The organism is Bacillus sp. FSL R5-0434 (genome assembly GCF_038004745.1).
In the GTDB taxonomy this organism is placed as follows: Bacteria; Bacillota; Bacilli; order Bacillales; family Bacillaceae; genus Bacillus; species Bacillus halotolerans.
On sequence record NZ_JBBORV010000001.1, the window covers coordinates 3,325,475 to 3,345,893 of the forward strand.

Below are 20,419 nucleotides of genomic sequence, written 5' to 3' on the forward strand. Positions count from 1 at the left end.
GAGCCGCACTGATCTGCGGCTCTTTTCTATATTGCAAAGAATCCGACAGGACGGAGCAACTCATATTGAACCGCATCGCATATTTTCTTTCTCAATTCATATTAAGCTGCATCATCATTGCCATTAGTTTTTTCAACGGTCTTTATATCGGAAAACCTTTTTCTCATGTGCTTCTCGTTTTTATCCTAGTGCTGGCTTTGTTTCATTTTCTGATGAAACTGAAAAAGCGTTTTTTGCATATTCGAATGTCTCTATCACTGACAGCGTTCCTGTCCGCTATTTTGTGTATGGGACTTATAACAGGAGAAATAACGTTTTTATAAAAAAGACACCTGACTGCATTGTCAGGTGTCTTTTTTTTATGCTTGTTTTTCTTTCGAGAATTTCTTAATCACAAACGGATAAATCACCAGACCGACAAAGAACAAACCGATGCCGAGAATAAATGTCGTTAAATCCGCTGTGCCTGTTACGATAACAAACAATGAGTATACACACGCTAAAATCGCGATCAATCCGTCTTTTACCCGGGAACCTTTCAGCTGATCATACGTTTCGCCTTTTATAACAAGCTTCAGGCTGTAAATCGCAGACACTAAATACGGAATTAAATACGCAAGGGTTGCCGCTGTCGTTAAAAACGTAAATGCGTCACTTATTGTCCTGGAAATAACAGAGAATATGAAGACCTGTGACATCACATTTGTAATGATCAAAGAAATAACCGGGCTTCCTTTTTTATTTGTTTTCGCAAAGACCGCCGGAAAATCTCCTGCTTTAGCAGCTTGGTACGGAACCTCAGAGCCAAGCAAAATCCAGCCGAGCATCGTTCCGAATAAGCAAAGAATCGCCAGTAGCGCCATAATCACACTTCCTGCGTTTCCGACAATCGCATACAGCACATCAACGAACGGTTTTTCAGATCCGACAAGCTTATCGTGCGGCAGAACCCCCATTGTGATCAATGTGACAATAATGTAAATGCTTAACGCGATCAACAAACCTGTGATGGTCGCACGTTTCACATCACGCTGAGTACGCGCGCGTCCAGACAAGATCACTGCTGATTCAATTCCGACAAACGCCCATAGAGTAGAAATGGCGGCGTTGTGAACCTGTCCGCCGATGCCAATGCTTGTGCCGTTCTCACCTTGAATCGGAAAATAAAAATGATCGAATAATGTCGTTTGAAACACAAACAATCCGGCAATGATAAAGAAAACAAAACCTAATACTTTTGAAAACGTTGTGATAAAGTTTAATTTACTAGCACCATTAATGCTTGCAACAAGAATCGTGTGCGTTCCCCAGAGCAAAATCGTACATACAGCAAACGTCAGCAATTGGCCGAGTGTCACCTCTTGGCTGCCGACAGCAAACAGTACACGTTTATCAACTAAAATCGGGAAAAACGAAGTCAAGTAACCGGCTAGACTTGTGATAATCGCCACGTTACTGATCCAGCTCGCCACCCAGTAGCCCCACACCATTGTGAATCCGGCAGCGTTCCCTTTCTTCGGATCAGAAAACAGCGCTCTCGCATAACTTTGCGGCCCCGCTGTCAGCTCAGGCTTGCGAATAGACAAGTGCCCGAAGACAAGCGCAATCATCAGCACGCCCGCACCTGTCAAAAGCCAGGCGGACGTAGCGCCAAGCGGACTTGCAATCGAAGCAAGCGAACTTGGCAGGGAGAAAATCCCCGATCCAACCATATTTCCAACGACAAACGCCGTTAATAACCAAAAACCCCATTTTTTTGTCTGTTCCATTCCAGTACCTCCAATGATTCTTTGTACGGACCAGAACCCGAGATCATGTAAACACAAAAAAAGCCTGAACAAAAGTCCATGCTTAAAGAAACACACACCCTTGATCTCCGGATAGCCCTCCGCGAAAAAGCACGCGGCAGTCCTGCACTTATTCAGATACAGTCCCAGCATAGAGAAGGATCGGCTTTCTCCACACTTCGGCGCTGATGCCTTTTACACATGTTTAACAGCTCCTGTCAGCCTGGCATGTGTGACTCATCATCCGCGCAACCTCTACCTCACTGAGAAAGAGTGAGGATTTATTTATTCAGTTACTCCCAGAAGGTTATCAAAGAAAGAATGATCTGTCAAAGGGAACAGATGGAAAATGCGGATAGAGCCAAGCCCTATCCGCATGCGGTTAGCGATTATTTTTCTTTTTTTGTACAGCTTCTTGAAGCGGATCATCTTTAAGAGCTGAACCGGCATCTTCAAGAGCTCCTTGGATTACGTTTTTTTCTTTTTCAGAACGTTTACCTTTATCTTTATTAAAGAAAGCCATTCGTATCACCTCTTTTAGAAAATAGGTACATCTTTAAGATGCCTTTTTCTCAGGAAATTATGCGGCTCATTTTTTTATCGGCCAAAGTTCTGTTGCTCAAACATACATTCTCTTGATATATTTGTAATTCAGAGATTTTTGCAAAAGATAAAGGAGAAGCGGGGAAATGACAGGAAAAACACACATCATGGGAGGCATCGCTTCTTGTACCGCAGCGGCTTATTATTATGGATTTGACCCAGTACTCATGGCGGCGTCCGGCGCGGTTGGCGCATTAATTCCCGACATCTGCCACACGCAGAGTAAAATCGGAAGAAGATTTCCTATCTTATCGAAAATTGTCAGTTCCGTATTTGGCCACCGCACCTTTACACACAGCCTGCTGTTTCTGCTCATCATGTTTTTTATCACAGCCACATATATTCCAGATAATAACATATCAGCAGGGCTGATGATCGGAATGGCAAGCCACTTGGTTCTGGATGCCTGGACAGTGAATGGCATCAAATTGTTATTCCCTTCAACCATTCGCATACGGCTGCCGCTGTATATGAAGACAGGCAGTTTTTCCGAACAGCTTGTGTTGGCCGGTCTGACAATAGCATCATGCTATTATTTTTATATGCTGTTTCATGGGCGCATGTTTTAAACACGAGTGCTGAAGCTTGTCTAAGAAGACTGTTTTTAGTAGGTTTTACATAAGAAGCATCTCATGGCAGATGTTCAAGAAAACGTGAGGAGTTATAAATTGATGAAAGGAACCTTTTTTCACAATCAGCGTTTTTTAAGTTTATCCATCTTATTCATGTGGATCAAAACTTATGTGATCTATAAACTGGGTTTTGATTTGCAGATCGACTCTCTATTGCAGGAGCTGATTCTGCTGATCAATCCGCTTAGCTTCATACTCCCTCTATTTGGGATTGGCCTGCTTTTAAAAGGCAGCAAGCAGCGCATCTTTTTGCTGATTGCCAATTTGGTTCTGACTGCCATTTTGATCTCCAACACGATTTTTTACGGCTTTTATATCGATTTTATTACCATCCCGGTTTTGTTTCAGGCCAGCAACATGAGCGATATGGGCAGCAGTGTAAAAGAGCTGTTCAATCCTTTGTTCATCGCTCTGTTTGCGGATTTGGCTTTTCTTCTGCTGCTCTCCAGAAAAGAGAAGAGTCCCGAGTCGAAAGCGAACCCCCGTACGGTCAAGCGGTACTATGCCGCTTCCTGCGGGATTCTTATATGTACGCTGGGACTTGCAGAAATTGAACAGCCGAAGCTATTGGCACATTCCTTCGACCGGGAAGTGCTCGTCAAAAGTATTGGCCTGTTTCAGTTCCACATCTACGATACCATTTCTCAGACTGTCAATATGAGTGCGAAGGCATTTGCCGATGAAGACAGCCTCTCTACAATCAAAAACTACACTGAGGCTGACTACAGCAAGCCTGATCAAAGCAAGTTCGGACTGGCAAAGGGACGGAATGTGATTTTTGTGACGCTTGAATCGACTCAAAGCTTTGTTCTGAATGAAAAGGTAAACGGAAAAGAAATTACCCCGTTTATGAATGATCTGATGAAAAAAAGCTATTCCTTTGATCATTTTTACCAGCAAACAGAGCAAGGCAAAACGTCTGATTCGGAATTTATCGTCGCTAACTCTCTATATCCTTCCCTAAGCGGCGCCGTCTTTTTTACGAAAAGTGACCATCAATTTCATACGATGTACAAATCACTCAAGCAGAATGATTATTATTCAGCCGTCTTTCACGCCAATCATAAAACATTTTGGAACAGAGATGTGATGTATGAAACGTTTGGGATTGACCGCTTTTTTGATGTCGATGAGTTCCATGTGACTCCTGAAACCTCAACAAGCTGGGGATTAAAGGATAAAGAATTTCTGGAACAGTCAGCTGCTAAACTGAAAAACCTGCCGCAGCCGTTCTACAGCAATTTCATCACATTGACGAACCATTTTCCGTTTGAAATTGATGAAAAGGATCAGCTGATTGATGAATATGATTCGAGCAGCGACCTGTTAAACCGCTATGTGACGACGGTTCGCTATGAGGATGAAGCACTGAAGCATTTTATCAAAAAACTCAAGGATGAAGGCTTATACGAAAACTCGATGATTGTCTTTATGGGAGATCATTACGGCATATCAGAAGCCCATAATAAAGCCCTGGCTGAGTTTTTAGGAAAAAGTGAAATTACGCCATATGACACCGTCCAGCTTCAGCGGGTGCCGTTTATCATTCATATTCCTGGAATCACTGATCAAAACCCGGAAACAATCTCCGATGCCGGAGGACAGGTTGACGTCAGGCCGACTCTGATGCACCTGCTCGGAATTGATACAAAAGGTGATATTCAGTTTGGCAATGATTTGCTGTCAAACAACCGAACGCCATTTGCCGTGCTGAGAAACGGCAGCTTTATCACGAACGACTATGTATATACGAAAAACACATGCTACAGCCAAAAAACAGGAGAAGTGTTAGAAAATCAAGATGCGTGCGCTCCCTATAAAGAAAAAGCAAATGAAGAGCTGTCTCTCTCTGATAAAATGTTAAATGGAGACCTTCTGCGTTTTTATGGTCAATAAAAAAATCCCTCTACGAGGGATTTTTTTCATGTTTCGTATATCACTTTACCTGTCAGCTTCGTTTGATAGCCATTAAGATGAGACAGGTTGGCCTTATATTCTTCCGATTTCAAGATGCTCTTTACAGCTTCAAGCAGCTGCTGGTGTTTTTTCAAAATGACAATGTCGTATTGTTCCTCGATGAGCGGGATAAAATCAACGCTTCCCATATGTGCCGCGTGCTGCGCCCCGATTCCCGCGTCTGCCTGTCCGCTCGAGACTTGGGAGGCAACAGCATAATGATCAGTCACAATGTCACTGTAGCCCTTGACGTCTGAAGGTGTCACACCAAGCAGACCAAGCTGTTCGTCAAGCAGCACTCTTGCGCCCGATCCTTTTTCTCTGTTGATGATGCGGATGTCGGTTCGTTTCAGGTCATCCCAGCCTTGTATGTTTTTCGGATTTCCTTTTTGAACGTATAAGCCGGCTTTGCGAAGGACAACATTCATCTGACAAAACGGTTCGCCTGACAGAATGCGTTTGACATAAGGCGTATTATATTGAGCGGTTTCCGCATCGTACAGATGCAGGCTGACAATGTCGCATTTGCCTTGGTACATGTCAATGAGGCTGTTTAAGCTGCCTTTGTATTGGCGGAGCGGCGTCTCTTGAATGGCATTTTCCAAATGCTTGCTGAGCAGATCCATCGATATATCCTGTCCGCTGATGACGACATTCCGCCTTCCCTCCGGCATCGGCTCCTGTGCCTTTCTCGGCTCTTCGGGTGAAGACACAGGCTGAGACATTCTCATGTTCGCCTTATATTGCTTTAAATCTGCTTCATCGACACGCATCTGCCTTCCGACACGGTAAGCAGGGATCATGCCTTTTTTAATCAAATCATAAACGGTCAGCTTTGATACCTTCAGCAGACCAGCAACTTCTTCTATCGTATAGGAAGAGGTTTCATTCATCATCATCACTCTCCTATTTCATTATACCTTTTCGGAGAATGTAAAAAAACCCACATAACCCAAACATAATCAGTTATAATTGGATATAACTAATTATAAGGGGTGCAATCATGTTTAAGAAGTATTCCATTCTGACCGCAGCATTAACTGTTTTTCTGCTTGCAGCAGGCTGCTCTGCCAGCCAGTCATCAAGTGACAATGAGAAAGAAGTGACCTTAACTGTCTCAGCAGCTGCCAGTGCCCAGGATGCACTCGAGGAAATTCAAAAGAACTACGAGAAAACCCATCCCAATATTACGATCCAAGATAACTTTGGCTCATCAGGTGCCTTGCAAAAGCAAATTTCTCAAGGAGCCGGGGCGGATCTGTTCTTCTCAGCCGCTGAAGACAAATTCCAAAAGCTTGTAGATGATGGGGATATTGCTAAAAAAGACAGCACTCATTTAGTCGGAAATGAAATTGTGCTCGTTGTGCCTAAGGATGGAGATTCACCAGTCACAGGCTTCGACAATCTGACTGATTCAGAAAAAATTGCTCTCGGGACTCCAGAATCTGTACCGGCAGGAGCTTATGGAAAAGAATCACTGACAAAGCTGTCTCTATGGGACAAAGTAAAAGATAAGATCGTGTACGGAAAAGACGTTCGCCAGGTTCTTTCATATGTAGAAACAGGCAATGTAGACGCAGGTGTCGTTTATAAAACAGACGCGCTGATCTCTAAGAAAGTCAAAATCGTCGATGAGACAAAAGCTGATACACACAGCCCGATCGTTTACCCGTTAGGAATTGTAAAAGATACGAAACACCATAAGGAAGCGAAGGAATTTTACGATTACCTGCAAACTGACGAAGCGATGAAAGTGTTTGAGAAATATGGTTTTACTGCTGAATAACATCAGCACTTCAGAATTTTTCACGCCGGTTATGCTTTCCTTTCAAGTGGCGGCGGTCGCCGGAATCGCGGTGATCATTCTCGGAACTTTGGCAGGGGCATGGATGTCACGAGCATCATTTTTCGGAAAAACCATACTCGAAACGATTTTTATGCTTCCTCTCGTTCTTCCGCCCACCGTTGTCGGTTTTATTTTGATCGTCATGTTTGGAAAGCACAGCTTCATCGGACAAACAATCGAATGGATCTTTCATCAGCCCGTGATTTTCACCTGGTGGGCCGCTGTGATTGCTTCTGCTATCGTGGCTTTTCCGCTTATGTATCAATCGGCCAAAACCGGATTTTCCGATATTGACCCCGATATAGAGGGAGCGGCAATGGTAGACGGCGCAAGCAGATGGAGGGTGTTTATCCATATCTCCATTCCGCTGGCGTATCCATCGTTGCTGACCGGAAGCATCCTCAGCCTGGCGCGGGCGCTCGGTGAATTCGGCGCCACCTTGATGTTTGCCGGAAATATCCCGGGTGTTACCCAAACACTGCCGACAGCCATTTATGTCGCTTTGGATTCCGGCAACAACGCACTTGCATGGGCGTGGGTCATCTGTATCATCGTGATTTCCTTTCTGATGCTGTTTTTGATTCAACTGAAAAAAACGCACTAAAAAAACTCCCCGTGTGTAGACGGGGAGTTTTTGATTAAAACAGAAGCTCATCGGGGTTTGGACCGACACGTTCATCTTTATTTAACGCATCAATCTTGTCCATGTCTTCTTGAGACAATTCGAAATCAAAAATATCTGCGTTTTCGATAATACGGTGTTCTTTAATCGATTTTGGAATCGTTACAACTTCATGCTGAAGATCCCAGCGCAAAATCACTTGTGCTACAGATTTATTATATTTTTCAGCGATCTGTGTCAGCACGTCGTTATCAAGCAGCTGGCCCTGCATAAGCGGAGACCATGCTTCCAGCTGGATGCCTTGTTTTTTGCAGTAGTCTCTTAATTCTTTTTGCGTCAAACGAGGGTGAAATTCAACTTGGTTCACCATTGGTTTGATTTCAGCATCTTTCAAAAGCTCTTCTAAATGATGAACTTGGAAGTTGCTGACGCCGATCGCGCGGATTTTGCCGTCTTTGTACAGCTTTTCAAGCGCGCGCCATGTATCTTTATACTTATCCTTGCCAGGCCAGTGGATTAAATATAAGTCTAAATAATCAAGCTGAAGTCTTTCCAGGCTTTTTTCAAAGGCAGCAAGCGTTGTATCGTAGCCCTGATCTTCATTCCATACTTTTGATGTAATGAAGAGCTCTTCTCTTGCAACACCGGATTCTTTAATGCCGATGCCTACACCTTCTTCATTTTTATAGACAGCCGCTGTATCAATGCTGCGGTAGCCATTTTTAATCGCAGCTTTAACCGATTCAGTCGCTTCACTTCCGTTTTCTACTTTAAAAACACCAAGACCGAACCAAGGCATTTCAACTCCGTTATGTAGCTTTACAGTATCTTTTAAACTTGTTGCCACTTGAACATCCACCCTTCCATTGAAATGTAAGCGTCTATATTATCTCACATTCCTCTCAGCAGATACCAATAATACGCTTAAGAGCCTCTTTTTGCTTCTTTTTTCATACGGACGTTTTTTATTTCATAGTAAACAATACGCATTTGTACTATTTTTTTCCTATTTTATCAATTATAAGATTATTTAGACAGTGAGCAGGGTAAGCGAATACTGTAGCCCACAAAAACATAGAGGAGGAAACAAATTGAAACGTATTCGTATCCCAATGACTCTTGCACTTGGCGCCGCTTTGACAATTGCCCCTTTGTCCCTTGCCTCTGCTGAGGAAAATCCCGCACCGAAGATCTCACAGAAAACAACAGCCGGAACAGCTGCCGCAGAAGTCGGTTTAAACGTCAACCTTGATTTGCTAGGGATTGCCAACCAAATTTCAGATGCCATTAAATCAGCCCAGAACCGGGACGGTTTTGTGAAAAATCTCATGGAGTCTTCCTTCTACGCATCCGGCCAAAAATATAACGTCATGGTTTTTAACTTAAGCCAGGAATATGAAGATCACTTAAATGGTGTGCAGTTTTACGGCTCGGCCGTTTATGACGGCATTACGTACGGCATTTGGGTATTTGAGGACGGAAGCTTCACAAACAAAGGAGACGGCGGCTGGATCAACTGGGCCTTCAGAGGCTGGTTCGATCGAAACGACAACACTGTCGAATTCCATCGCCCCTAACCTATAGAAAAAAAAGCTGGCGTCAGATGCCAGCTTTTTTTCTTGGAATTATTCGCCGCCTTCTAGCATTGCGGCTTCCACATCATTAATATATTGGCGAAGCTCATGAGAGATGTCCCGGGAAATTTCCCGCTCCTCAAAGAGTGTCTGAATTTCATTTCTGATCGCCTGCACAGCCTTCAGCTTCACTTCCAGCTTCTGATTTTCAAAATGGGGGTTCGATTTATGTTCGTGATGGCTGTGCTCCAATCTGAAAATTAATTGTTTATAAAACGAGATGACAGATAAAAATACTTCCTTATGTTCTTCCGGTATATGCTTTTCCAAATGTCCTATCGCAGCTTTAGCCGTTTTAACCCTAGTTGCTCTCATTAATCCCTCTTCGTTTAAAATCGACATCTCCGGCTTTTTATGTTCTCCGAAGAAAATCCAATACATCAGACGTTTCAGCCTTGTTTTTGATAAACCGACTTTAAACGGGTTGGCATACAAAATTTCCAATTCATTAAACCGTTCTTGCAGAGCGTTTGCCGTTTCTTCCGGGATGTCTCCCCGCTCCAGCAGTTTCATCAGTTCTTCCTGCTCGGCTTTAATCCCTTGAGCGCGGACTTTCCGTTCATACTTTTTTATGCGGGTTGACGTAGTATATTGCTGAAAACGAAGGTTTTTCATTTTCTCATTGTATTCGGCAATGACCGCAAGAGACGCCGTTTTGTTTGTATCATTCATGTCTTCTTTAATCGTTTTGAGAGCCGTTTTAATCAGCTTGCGTCTCGCCGTCAGCAGCTTCTTATTTTTTTCTTCGTCCTCTTCTTCTTTTTCAGTCAGAAGCGGAAGCACGAAGGTGGCAATAACAAGCGTGCATAAAATGACGCCTGCGGCTAAAAAGAGAATCAGATTTCTTTCCGGAAACGGTGTGCCATCCTCCAGGAAATATGGGATGGAGAATGAACCTGCAAGCGTAACCGCTCCCCGCACACCTGAAATGGAAATTAACAATGTAGAACGAAGTCCCGGCTTATAAATGGTTTGATCTTTATTAAAGAACCACTTGCCGTTCCAGAAGAACAGCACCCACAGAAATCTAAGAAGCATTAACGTAAATGTAATGACCAGAATATAGCCGATCACTTTCATGTTGCTGATCGCTGTATCGTTAAAAATCACCGAAATGACATCCGGAATCTGTGTGCCAAGGATGACAAAGACAAGACCGTTCAAAATAAATAAAATAATGTTCCACGTACTCGATGAGACGATTTGCAGCTTCACCATCGTCGATTCGAGACGGTCCTGTTCAACCGCATGCGTAATACCGCCCGCCACAACGGCTAAAATGCCGGAAACACCGATTTCCTCCGCTGCCAAATAAATCACAAAAGGCGTCAGAATTTGAATCAGCATGTGCATCGTGACATCCTGCATGCCAAGGCGGCGCAGGAATAGACGAAAGCGGATAATCAAGAACGAAATGACAACCCCGCACAAAAGGCCGCCAACAGAAATAAACACAAAGCTGACAGCTGCTTGCGCCAGTGAAAATGCCCCGGTAACCGCTGCGGCAATCGCAAATTTAAAGGCGACCAGACCTGATGCATCATTCATCAGCCCTTCCCCTTCAAGCAGGCGCAGAATTCCTTTCGGCATCTTCACCCTTCCTGATAATGCGCTGACAGCGACAACATCAGTCGGTGAAAGAATGGCTGCCAGCCCAAAGGCCGCTGCCAGCGGAATATCAGGAATCATCCAGTGGATCGTGTATCCTCCTACAATCACAGTCGCAAATACAAGGCCAAGTGCAAGCAATAAAATGGGAGCTCTTAAATTCCAAAGCTCAGCCCGAGGCGTCCTCTTTCCATCATTAAATAGAAGAGGCGCAATAAACAAGACGAAAAACAATTCCGTGTTTAATTCAAAATGAAGCCCCTGTGGAAATGAGGCGGCAATAATCCCAAGCGCCACCTGAATCAGAGGCACTGGAATAAACGGGATAAACCGATTGACAATGTTAGAAATCGCAATAATAGCCAGTAAAACAAGGACGACTAAAAATATGTCCAAATGCATAACCTCCTTAATCTGCTGCGTATCTGCATGATGAGTTGATCAATATTTGTCCGAAGAGGCTGAGGCTTGCAAAAGATAAAGGATGGCCTTACATCCAATACTGGATTCCGCAGGAGTCTCCTCCACACTAGTCTTCTTTTATAGTACCCTTTTTAGGGTATTTTTTCTCATGATATGCTCATGGTGAACTTTTTTGCCGCAAAGCAAAATCAAAAAGAGACAGGGCAATCCCCCCTGTCTCTCATCTCAATTATGAAAATTCATCCCGTCAGTTGTCGCTTTAATGATACCGGCGCGAATGACGAAGTCACCGAAGTGCTCACCTTCCTCGCGTTCTTTCGCATAGCGGGAAAGCAGGACGCGCAGCTCGCTCAAAATGTCTTCTTCTCCGATATTTTCGCGGTACATTTTGCTTAAGCGGCTGCCGTCAAACGCAGCGCCTAGATACATATTATATTTCCCAGGCGCCTTTCCGATAAATCCGATCTCTCCGAGCGCATGGCGGGCGCAGCCGTTCGGGCAGCCTGTCATGCGAATGGTAATTTCCTCATCACGAAGACCGTTTTCATCAATAATCTCATCCACTTTATCTAAAAGGGACGGCAAATAACGTTCTGCTTCAGCCATCGCCAATCCGCAGGTCGGAAGAGCAACACACGCCATAGAGCTGCGGCGCAGCGCTGTATAATGCTTTCCGTCAGTTAACCCGTATTGATCGATTAATGCGTTGATTTCATCCTTTTTCTCGCTTGGAACATTACCGATAATCAAGTTCTGATTGGCTGTCAGACGGAAATCGCCTGTATGAACTTTAGCAATTTCACGCAAGCCTGTCATCAGCTTATAATCTTCGTAATCCGTCACACGGCCGCCTTCGACAAACAGCGTAAAATGCCATTTATCCTCAATGCCTTCCACCCATCCGTAGCGGTCGCCGTTATGATCAAAATGGTACGGCTTCGCTTCTTCCAGGCTCCAGCCGAGACGGTTTTCCAATTCCTCTTTCACTGTTTCCAAACCGAGGCGGTCAACTGTGTATTTGAAACGGGCATTTTTACGGACGGAACGGTTTCCGTAGTCACGCTGAATCGTAATTGTTTTTTCAGCAACGTCATACATTTGTTCAGGGCGGCAGAATCCAATTACCTTGGCTAACTGCGGATATGTCGCTTTGTCGCCGTGCGTCATTCCCATACCGCCGCCGATTGCCACGTTAAAACCGATGAGCTTGCCGTCTTCCACAATCGCAATGAATCCGAGATCCTGCGAAAAGACGTCAATGTCATTTGACGGCGGAACCGCAATACCGATTTTGAATTTCCGCGGCAGGTAAAGCGGCCCGTACATCGGCTCGACTTCTTCTGCGTCAGGCGTGCCGGCCACTCTTTCCTCATCAAGCCAAATTTCATGATACGCTCTTGTTCGGGGCAGGAGATCATCACTTAATTTTTTGGACCATTCGTATACTTCGGAATGGATTTCAGACTGGTAAGGATTCGATGCGCACATCACATTCCGGTTTACGTCCCCGCAAGCCGCGATTGTATCCAGAAGAGCCGAATGGATCGTCTGAATGGTTTTTTTCATGTTCCATTTTAAAATCCCGTGCATTTGGAACGTTTCACGCGTCGTCAGCTTTAGGGTGCCATTACCGTATTTCTGCGAAAGATCATCCATCACGAGCCATTGCTCAGGCGTCGATACGCCGCCCGGCATACGGACGCGCAGCATGAACTGATAGGCCGGTTCAAGCTTTTGCTTTTGGCGTTCATTGCGGAGATCGCGGTCATCCTGCAAATAACTGCCGTGGTGTTTCATCAGGCGGTTGTCATCATCCGGAATTCCCGCACTGATCCGATCCAGCATCACTTCTTTTAGTGTGCCGCGCAAATAATCGCTTTCTTCTTTAATGCGCTCGACGTCACTTGGAGAGCCGTCCGGTGCTTTTAAGATTTTGGTCACCATGTTGAAAAACTCCTTTCAGGTCAAATCAGTATACATCACGCTGATAACGTTTTTGCTGCTGCATATCGGCAAGATAAACTTCCGCTTCTTCACGGGTCATATTGCCTTCTTTTTCTATAATTTCCAAGAGTGTGTTATGGACATCGTGTGCCATGTGCTTTTCATCTCCGCAAATGTAAACAGCCGCTCCTTCTTGAAGCCATTCAAACAGTTCTGCGCTCTGTTCAAGCATGCGGTGCTGCACATACACTTTTTCTTCCGTATCGCGTGAGAACGCTACGTCCATTTTTGTCAGCACGCCATCTTTCAGCCAATTCTGCCACTCTGTCTGATATAGGAAATCTGTGACAAAATGCTGATCACCGAAGAACATCCATGCTTTTCCTTCAGCTCCCGTCTCCTCGCGCTCCTGCATAAAGGAACGGAACGGCGCAACGCCTGTCCCAGGGCCGACCATGATAATCGGTGTTTCAGGATCCTTCGGAAGCTTGAAGTTCTGATTATGCTGGACATAAACCGGCAGTGTGTCTCCCGGCTGCAGACGCTCCGCACATAAAATTGAGCAGACGCCTTTTCGTTCGCGGCCATGCGCGTCGTACCGAACTGCACCAATCGTTAAATGCACTTCATCCGGGTTTGCGGATAAGCTGCTCGCAATTGAATAGAGGCGGGCCGGCATTTTTCGAAGAATGGATACAAACTCCTGCGCCGTTACACTAAACGGCCCATAATCCCGGATCAGATCAAGCAAATCGCGCCCTTCAATATACGCTTTCACTTTACCCTCATTTCCCGGTGCTAAAAGCTCTCTAAGCTCCTCGCTTCCCGTCAAATGAGCAGCCTGTTCAAGAAGCGGCTTTGTGAGAACAGTAATTTCATAATGAGAAATCAGCGCTTCTTTCAGCGGGCGGACATCGCCTTGCTTATTCAGCGTCACAATTTCTTCGGGGTCCCAATTCATTTCCTGAAGCAGCAAATCGACAAGTACCGGATCATTTTCCGGATAGACGCCGAGGCTGTCACCAGGTTCATACGTAAGGCCTGATCCTTCAAGAGACAACTCTACATGGCGTGTTTCTTTATTTGATCCGCGGCCGTTTAAATTTAAATTTTCTAACACTTCCGCCCGGAAAGGATTTGTTCTTGAATACGCAGATTCACCAGTTTGAGGCGCTGCGGCCGGCGCAGGCGCGGCGCTTCCGCCCTCGGCTTCACTTAAGCCCTCAAATACGCTTTCCAGCCATTCAGCAGCCGGCTCATCATAATCCAAATCACAGTCAACGCGCGGAGAAATTCGTTTCCCGCCAAGCTCTTCTAAGCGCTGATCAAATTCTTTTCCTGTCTGACAGAAGAATTCGTATGAACTGTCACCAAGCGCCAAAACAGAAAAGCGAAGATCATCAAGCTTAGGCGCCCGTCTTCCGTGCAAAAATTCGTGAAACGACAGCGCGTTATCAGGCGGCTCACCTTCGCCATGCGTACTGACGACAATCAGAAGATTGTTAATTTTCTTGAGCTGGTTCGGCTTAAAGTCGCTCATGGATGAAACGGTGACTTGAAAGCCTCGCTCCTCAAGCTGCTTGCCGGCGTTCTCTGCAAGCCCTTGTGCGTTTCCCGTCTGTGAACCGTAAAGGACGGTGACTTCTTTTGAAATGGCCGGTGCCGTTACACCCGCAGACACAGCAGCCGGCGCCCCCGATGTTTCCAGGACGGAAACAGATTGCGCTGATAAATAGCCGCTCAGCCAGATTTTCTGAGATTCTGTCAAGGTTGGCAGAAGGCGGTTAAGGAGCTCTGCCTGCTCCTGATTAAACGGACTGTTCATTACCTGAAGTTGCAACGTATCCACCTCACAAAATTGTATAAACTGATCGAAATAGTATCTAATTGAACTTTACCGGAAGACACACCGCAAGTAAAATATATTTACATGATGATAACGATTAAGATTATTAATGATAAACCCCCTTTGTCTCATTTAAATGAAGAAAAAAGAGAAGGCACCCTTCTCTTTCAATCAGCACTCTTATATAAATGAGGGGGCACAGCACTCACAAACGGACTTGGTTCACCGATAGAAGAAACGGTCAGCCCGTGCATGGCCCGGGTGCAGGCAGTGTACAGCAGCCTCCGGTCGTGCTCTGTTCTATATTGTTCTTCTGAGGCATCATAGACAAGTACTGCGTCAAACTCAATTCCCTTCGCTAAATAAACCGGAATAACACAGACTCCCTTTTGAAACGTTTGGTTTTCTTTATGAATCAGCCGAATATCGGTATATTCGCTTATTTGAGCGTGTGCCTGTCTTGACTGCTGCGCCGTTTTGCAAATAACAGCAATGGTTTCATGCCCTTTCTTTCTAAGTCGCCCAATTTCTCGCATAAGCTTTTGACAAAGATCCTCGCAACCCTCGCTTTTTAACACGCAGGGCATTTCCCCATCTCTGTTAAAAGGCTCAATGTCCGCTCCGTCCTGCAGCAGCGCTTTTGTCAATTCCACAATTTGTCTCGTTGATCTGTACGTTCTTTTTAAACGGACACACTCAGCCTGCTCTTTTTCAAAGCCGGCATCCATACGTGCTGCACCGTTTATCGCATGGGCGTAAATAGACTGATTGATATCACCGAGCACCGTCATGCTGGCAGACGGAAAAATACTCCTTATATACGCCATCTGGAATGGAGAATAATCTTGAGCTTCATCGATAAATAGATGTTTGATCTGCGTGTTTTTCTTTCTGCCTTCTAGCAAATCCTGCAAATATAGAAATGGAGACGCGTCCTCATAGAGCAGTTTATTTTCTCCAAATGCCGATCTTGTCAGCTCCCCTATTGCCGCAGTATCCTCTGTTTGAGCTTTGCTTCCCCAGTCAGAAAACAATTGCAGATACAGCTGTTTGACATCAAGAAACGCCAGCTGCCTGACCGCCTGTTTAATTGCTCTGAAGGCCTTTTTTACAATCATGGCGGCAAGCAGCTGCTGTTCTCTCTGATGATCGTTAAATGTACTCTCACTAAACCGTTTCTTTGCCTGCAGCTTTTTGTACACTTCCAAATATTCCTCTTTGTCGAGAAGCTCGGCTTCCTGAACGACCCAATCCTTTCGCCGTTCCTTTTTCTCCAGCTTGTTAAGCTCACTCAGCAGCCAATTTGCCGTTTGTTCCATCCGGTTCGGAATGGACAGGCTTTGATCAAGCGAGTAAAAATACGCTTGGATTTGTTCCTTTGTGATCAGTTTTTGTCCGCGGAAAACGATATTTTTAAAGATCATTCCTTCAGAAGACAGCCTGCTGGTGTATTCATCAATAAATTGCTGAAAAGATAAGCCTGCCTTCCACGTGATTCCGGCAAGCCTTGATTGAAAACAGTCATCTTTTGTTTTGGTCAGGCAATATTCCAGCTGATCAAAGGGGCTTTCACATTGAAACTTGCGGCCAAGCCGATGCTCGATATATTCCTGAAACGTCGCCTGTTCCATATTTTCTTCGCCTAATTCAGGCAAAACAGAGGAGACATAGCTGTTAAACAAAAAGTTTGGGGAAAATAAAACGATTTGTCCGGCATCAATTACACCGCGGTGCCTGTATAACAAATAAGCGACACGCTGGAGCGCTGCTGACGTTTTTCCGCTGCCTGCCGCACCCTGCACAATCAGAAATTTGCTTTTTTCATTTCGGATAATCTGATTTTGTTCTCTCTGAATCGTAGACACGATGTTTTTCATTTGTGTATCAGAGTGATGGCTTAATACTTCTTGCAGCATTTCATCGCCGATCGTCATATCAGTATTAAACATCGCTTTAAGAGCGCCGTTTTTAATAATAAACTGGCGCTTCAGCACCATTTCCCCTTCTATCGTTTCGCCGGGAACCTCGTATTCAGCTTTTCCTGGGGAATAATTATAGTAAAGGCTTGATATCGGTGCTCTCCAATCATAAATCAGAAAGTGTTCCTCCTGCTCATCCATACAGGATGCTAAACCGATATAGATCTGCTCCGCCTGTTTCTCGCCGTTTTCAATAAAATCAATCCGGCCGAAATAAGGCGTTGCTTTTAATTGATGAATTCGCTTGAGCTGCTGATCCATATGCCGATGATTCCGTTCCCGATCAGACAGCAGCTCTGCTTGCTGCTTAATGCTTGCCATCGTTTCAACAGCTTCATGGGCGTCATCAAAGTTAACCGTGACATCCTCCCAGAAGTTTTTTCGTAATCCGATAATATCATGCTTTAATCCGCCCGCGGACGTTTCGAGAAGCCGCTCTTTATGCTCGAGCTCCTGCAGTACATCATCTATTCTTGACTGCTCTTCTTTCCATTCCTTATCATGCTGATTCATGAACGGCACCTCCAGAAAATAGTTGACAAACGAAGAAGAAATAATGTAAAATAGAATTGGATATATATTTAATATATGATAAAAACAGGCAAATACAATTTATAATAGCACATTCACCCAATATCGTTCAAGGTTTGGGTTATTTATATGCATAAAAAAACCGATTTCAACTGGAAATCGGTTTTTTTATTTTAAGATTTCACTGTTGTACGTGCTTTTTAAGGTTGCGAATCTTCTCTTTCATCAGTATCGATTCCTTATAACATTCAATCTTCCATATGAAAATATATCTTTTTCATTTTAAAAACACACAGAGCGTTGCCGTGTTTATCAGTTCATCTCACGTGAAGAGTGACTAAACTGGCTGTATTATCATCCATATAGCAACTAAAATCAATAGCCTTCCATCCTTGCTATCATACCTATAGACGCAGTAAAATAGTCATTTTTTATCCAATTTCGACATATTTCAACAAAATGAAGTTTCTAATTTGGGAGATTAGGACGATGTTACATTATTTCTCACGGTTTATGATATGAACATGAAGAAAGAACCAGAATAAGCTAGGAGGAAATACTCAGTGAAGAAAAAGCTATATATGATGTTGCTGGCTTTCGTCGTAGCCGTAACAAGTTTTACGGCTATTGATCTAGTAAACAACAAAGCAGAAGCTAAAGATTGGGTTAAAAAAGGTCAAATATGGAGTACTCATTACCATTCGGGCTCATTTAAAAACTATACTTACTCGCCAACTTTTCATATTTATTATCCAGGGCAAGGAACTTGGGCCAACATTACGGCAAACGGATCAGGCAGCGGGAAAATTACAGCAACTCTGCAACAAAAGACAAATAAAGGCTGGAAAAATGTGAAAACTTTTTATGCAAAGAAAAAAGGCTCTACAAATTTAAGTTACAAACAAGCTTCTAAAAGCTACAAAACAAATTACAGATTCAAATTCACTAACACAGGAACTAAAAAGACCATCAGCTATACATTTTGGGCTACTTATTAATTTCAAACAACTTTGCTCTGCTCGGTCAGCATTTGAAAGGACTTTGATCCAGCTGGCTGCAATAAAAAAACCTCTCCGACATGGATGAGGTTTCTTTTATTTACTGGCTATCTAAGCGAAAATAACGGTTTGGCAGCTTCCAATTAAACATATAAGAACAAACGCGGCATACGACGAGCACAAAAAACAGCCCGTATAAACCGATCGAGTTTCCGGTCCAGCCCAAGCCGACGATTAAACCGCCGAGCGCCGCCCATACCGCATAGATTTCCGCTTTCAGCACGAGCGGCTTGCGTCCGGCAAGCAGGTCTCGAATGATTCCTCCGCCGCTTCCCGTCAGCACCGCAGCCACGATAACGGCACTAAGCGGATGCCCCATTTTGACGGCGTACAGGGCGCCTTGAATAGCAAAAGCTGCAAGACCGATCGCATCCGATAAATTTCCCCATTTGTTCCAATGCTTCAGCAGCAGCTTCGGAAACAAGAAAACGATCGTGATGGATATCAGAGCGATTTGAAAGTACGCACCCTGCTCCCACAATGCTGACACCGGAACACCGATCAGCAAATTGCGGATCGCTCCTCCTCCAAAAGCTGTGACAATCCCTAATATATAAACACCTAAAATATCATATTCTTCTTCCATTGCAACAATTGCGCCGCTGACCGCAAACGCAATGATGCCGATCACACTGAGCAGCTCCCAAGCCATTCTGATGACTCCCTTTATATTTGTTAAATTTTCTGACGACCTCTAGATTTTATAACCGCTTCAGCTTAAAATCAATAACATTTTTATGATAAAAAAAGATAAATTTAGAGGGAAAACAGTAAACGCCGATCAGCATGAGTCTGCCGCTGGCAGTGCCTATCATTTGTACCGTAAAAAAAGCGCCCTGCATTCGCGGGCGCTTTTTTCTTATTCAGATTTTTCACCTTTTAAAAGGCACATAAAAATGATGATCAGAATAAAAGCAATCAAGGCCAGAAACGGAATGGTCACAAAACCAAACCAGTTAATATATTGGCCCGAGCAAGGCACACCGCTTACACATGGCTTGATGCCGCTAAAGCCCGGCACTTTTTGCTCCAGATAATGCATAATCGAAATAAATGCGCCGATAATTGCCATCGGCAGCACATACTTTTTCACGCGTGTGTCACCCTGAAAGGTGGCGATTCCTAAAATCAGAACGAGCGGATACATGAGGATACGCTGGTACCAGCACAGTTCACATGGGATGAACTTTTTGATTTCACTGAAATATAGGCTGCCCAGCATGGCGATAAGAGCAACAACCCAGGAAGCATATAAAAAAACAATTCTATTTTTCATGCGCTTACTTCCCTTTCAGCTCTTTTTCTATCGTTTCTTTAATTTCTTCATAATTCGAAAAATTACTGATCACTTTATCATTAACATAAATCGTAGGCGTTGCTTTTATGTTCATTTTATGATTAAGGTCCGAATCCTTTTCCACTGCAGATGCAAATGTTTCCTTATCAAGATTGTCCTTCAGCGTATCAGGGTTTACCTTTGTCGTGCTTTTTGCGATATCACCGAGAACCGCCGGCGTTACCCATTCCTGTTCTGTGTCCGGCTGCTTGTCAAACAGCTTTTCATGAAATGCCCAGAAAGAATCAGGATCTTCTTTCCATACTTCCTCTGAGGCAAGAGCCGCTAACGTTGAGCCTTTTCCATGGAACATGACGTTCACGAAAGAAAATTTCACATCGCCCTTGTCAATAAAGTCTTTTTGGATTTTAGGGAAGATGTCGCTGTTAAACATCTTGCAAGACGGACATTTATAATCTCCGAATTCCACTACCGTTACCGGTGCATCATTTTTGCCAAGCACAGGCTGGCCTTTGATAGACGGCTGTCCTGACACTGCTTCGTTGCCTTGCTCCGTTTTGTTATTAATGATTACAATTGCTGCTAACAAGACAACAACGACAACCGTAAGGATGACCGCGAATTTCGCAGAAGACTGCTGTTTCTTTTTCACT

Annotated in this window: 18 protein-coding genes and 1 riboswitch; of the genes, 7 read left to right on the plus strand and 11 right to left on the minus strand. The window is 44.2% G+C overall.

What is annotated here, in order from left to right; translation table 11 throughout:
* Positions 1-65: 65 nt before the first annotated feature.
* Complete coding sequence (locus NYE43_RS17415) at positions 66-323, plus strand: hypothetical protein (protein WP_198098013.1); 258 nt, start codon at positions 66-68, stop codon at positions 321-323.
* Positions 324-359: 36 nt separating this feature from the next.
* On the opposite strand, the gene NYE43_RS17420 is transcribed toward NYE43_RS17415, so the two are convergent.
* On the minus strand, positions 360-1,769 hold the full coding sequence (locus NYE43_RS17420) for an amino acid permease (RefSeq protein ID WP_103671332.1): 1,410 nt from the start codon (positions 1,767-1,769) through the stop codon (positions 360-362).
* 104 nt (positions 1,770-1,873) lie between these two features.
* A riboswitch (Lysine riboswitch) is annotated at positions 1,874-2,053 on the minus strand.
* Positions 2,054-2,169: 116 nt separating this feature from the next.
* Positions 2,170-2,310, minus strand: a complete 141-nt coding sequence (sspJ, locus tag NYE43_RS17425; RefSeq protein ID WP_010331863.1) for a small acid-soluble spore protein SspJ — start codon at positions 2,308-2,310, stop codon at positions 2,170-2,172.
* A 166-nt stretch (positions 2,311-2,476) separates the two neighbouring features.
* On the opposite strand from sspJ, the gene NYE43_RS17430 reads away from it, so the two are divergent.
* Both NYE43_RS17430 and NYE43_RS17435 read left to right on the plus strand, forming a co-directional pair.
* Positions 2,477-2,959 (plus strand): metal-dependent hydrolase, encoded by a 483-nt coding sequence (locus NYE43_RS17430; protein ID WP_198098014.1) that lies wholly within the window; start codon positions 2,477-2,479, stop codon positions 2,957-2,959.
* Between the two features lie 102 nt (positions 2,960-3,061).
* A complete protein-coding gene (locus NYE43_RS17435; RefSeq protein WP_283912585.1) occupies positions 3,062-4,918 on the plus strand; it encodes an LTA synthase family protein in 1,857 nt (618 codons plus the stop codon).
* Positions 4,919-4,944: 26 nt separating this feature from the next.
* On the opposite strand, the gene NYE43_RS17440 is transcribed toward NYE43_RS17435, so the two are convergent.
* Positions 4,945-5,871, minus strand: a complete 927-nt coding sequence (locus NYE43_RS17440) for a substrate-binding domain-containing protein (RefSeq protein WP_059292701.1) — start codon at positions 5,869-5,871, stop codon at positions 4,945-4,947.
* Positions 5,872-5,981: 110 nt separating this feature from the next.
* Here NYE43_RS17440 and modA point away from each other — a divergent pair, with 110 nt between their 5' ends.
* Both modA and modB read left to right on the plus strand, forming a co-directional pair.
* On the plus strand, positions 5,982-6,764 hold the full coding sequence (gene modA, locus NYE43_RS17445; protein ID WP_341062248.1) for a molybdate ABC transporter substrate-binding protein: 783 nt from the start codon (positions 5,982-5,984) through the stop codon (positions 6,762-6,764).
* Positions 6,736-7,428, plus strand: a complete 693-nt coding sequence (gene modB / locus NYE43_RS17450; RefSeq protein ID WP_142367093.1) for a molybdate ABC transporter permease subunit — start codon at positions 6,736-6,738, stop codon at positions 7,426-7,428. The genes modA and modB overlap by 29 nt, the downstream gene beginning before the upstream one ends.
* A gap of 34 nt (positions 7,429-7,462) precedes the next feature.
* Here the strand turns inward: modB and pgoN are convergent, their stop codons facing one another.
* Complete coding sequence (pgoN, locus tag NYE43_RS17455; RefSeq protein WP_024122832.1) at positions 7,463-8,293, minus strand: glyoxal/methylglyoxal reductase; 831 nt, start codon at positions 8,291-8,293, stop codon at positions 7,463-7,465.
* Positions 8,294-8,537: 244 nt separating this feature from the next.
* On the opposite strand from pgoN, the gene yvgO reads away from it, so the two are divergent.
* On the plus strand, positions 8,538-9,023 hold the full coding sequence (yvgO, locus tag NYE43_RS17460) for a stress response protein YvgO (RefSeq protein ID WP_024122833.1): 486 nt from the start codon (positions 8,538-8,540) through the stop codon (positions 9,021-9,023).
* 48 nt (positions 9,024-9,071) lie between these two features.
* Here the strand turns inward: yvgO and NYE43_RS17465 are convergent, their stop codons facing one another.
* From NYE43_RS17465 to helD, 4 genes are all read right to left on the minus strand, one after another.
* Positions 9,072-11,084, minus strand: coding sequence for a Na+/H+ antiporter (locus NYE43_RS17465; RefSeq protein ID WP_326366302.1), 2,013 nt, complete (start codon positions 11,082-11,084; stop codon positions 9,072-9,074).
* 252 nt (positions 11,085-11,336) lie between these two features.
* Entirely contained in the window at positions 11,337-13,055 is a 1,719-nt protein-coding gene (gene cysI / locus NYE43_RS17470; RefSeq protein WP_044159104.1) for an assimilatory sulfite reductase (NADPH) hemoprotein subunit, read from the minus strand.
* 25 nt (positions 13,056-13,080) lie between these two features.
* A complete protein-coding gene (locus tag NYE43_RS17475) occupies positions 13,081-14,895 on the minus strand; it encodes an assimilatory sulfite reductase (NADPH) flavoprotein subunit (protein WP_101859955.1) in 1,815 nt (604 codons plus the stop codon).
* A gap of 173 nt (positions 14,896-15,068) precedes the next feature.
* The gene (gene helD, locus NYE43_RS17480; protein WP_326323652.1) at positions 15,069-17,393 is read right to left on the minus strand and encodes an RNA polymerase recycling motor HelD; all 2,325 of its coding nucleotides are present in this window, start codon (positions 17,391-17,393) and stop codon (positions 15,069-15,071) included.
* A 581-nt stretch (positions 17,394-17,974) separates the two neighbouring features.
* Here helD and NYE43_RS17485 point away from each other — a divergent pair.
* Complete coding sequence (locus NYE43_RS17485) at positions 17,975-18,409, plus strand: hypothetical protein (protein ID WP_024122837.1); 435 nt, start codon at positions 17,975-17,977, stop codon at positions 18,407-18,409.
* A gap of 100 nt (positions 18,410-18,509) precedes the next feature.
* Here NYE43_RS17485 and NYE43_RS17490 read toward each other — a convergent pair whose 3' ends face one another.
* The 3 genes from NYE43_RS17490 to NYE43_RS17500 all read right to left on the minus strand — a co-directional run bounded on the left by NYE43_RS17490 (position 18,510) and on the right by NYE43_RS17500 (position 20,418).
* Positions 18,510-19,121, minus strand: coding sequence for a trimeric intracellular cation channel family protein (locus NYE43_RS17490; RefSeq protein ID WP_024122838.1), 612 nt, complete (start codon positions 19,119-19,121; stop codon positions 18,510-18,512).
* A 207-nt stretch (positions 19,122-19,328) separates the two neighbouring features.
* Positions 19,329-19,745 carry a disulfide oxidoreductase gene (locus NYE43_RS17495; protein WP_059292555.1) on the minus strand — a complete coding sequence of 139 codons (417 nt, stop codon included), beginning with the start codon at positions 19,743-19,745 and terminating at the stop codon, positions 19,329-19,331.
* Between the two features lie 4 nt (positions 19,746-19,749).
* Positions 19,750-20,418: a DsbA family protein gene (locus NYE43_RS17500; protein WP_101859952.1), complete on the minus strand. Its 669-nt coding sequence runs from the start codon at positions 20,416-20,418 to the stop codon at positions 19,750-19,752.
* Between the last annotated feature and the right edge of the window lies 1 nt (position 20,419).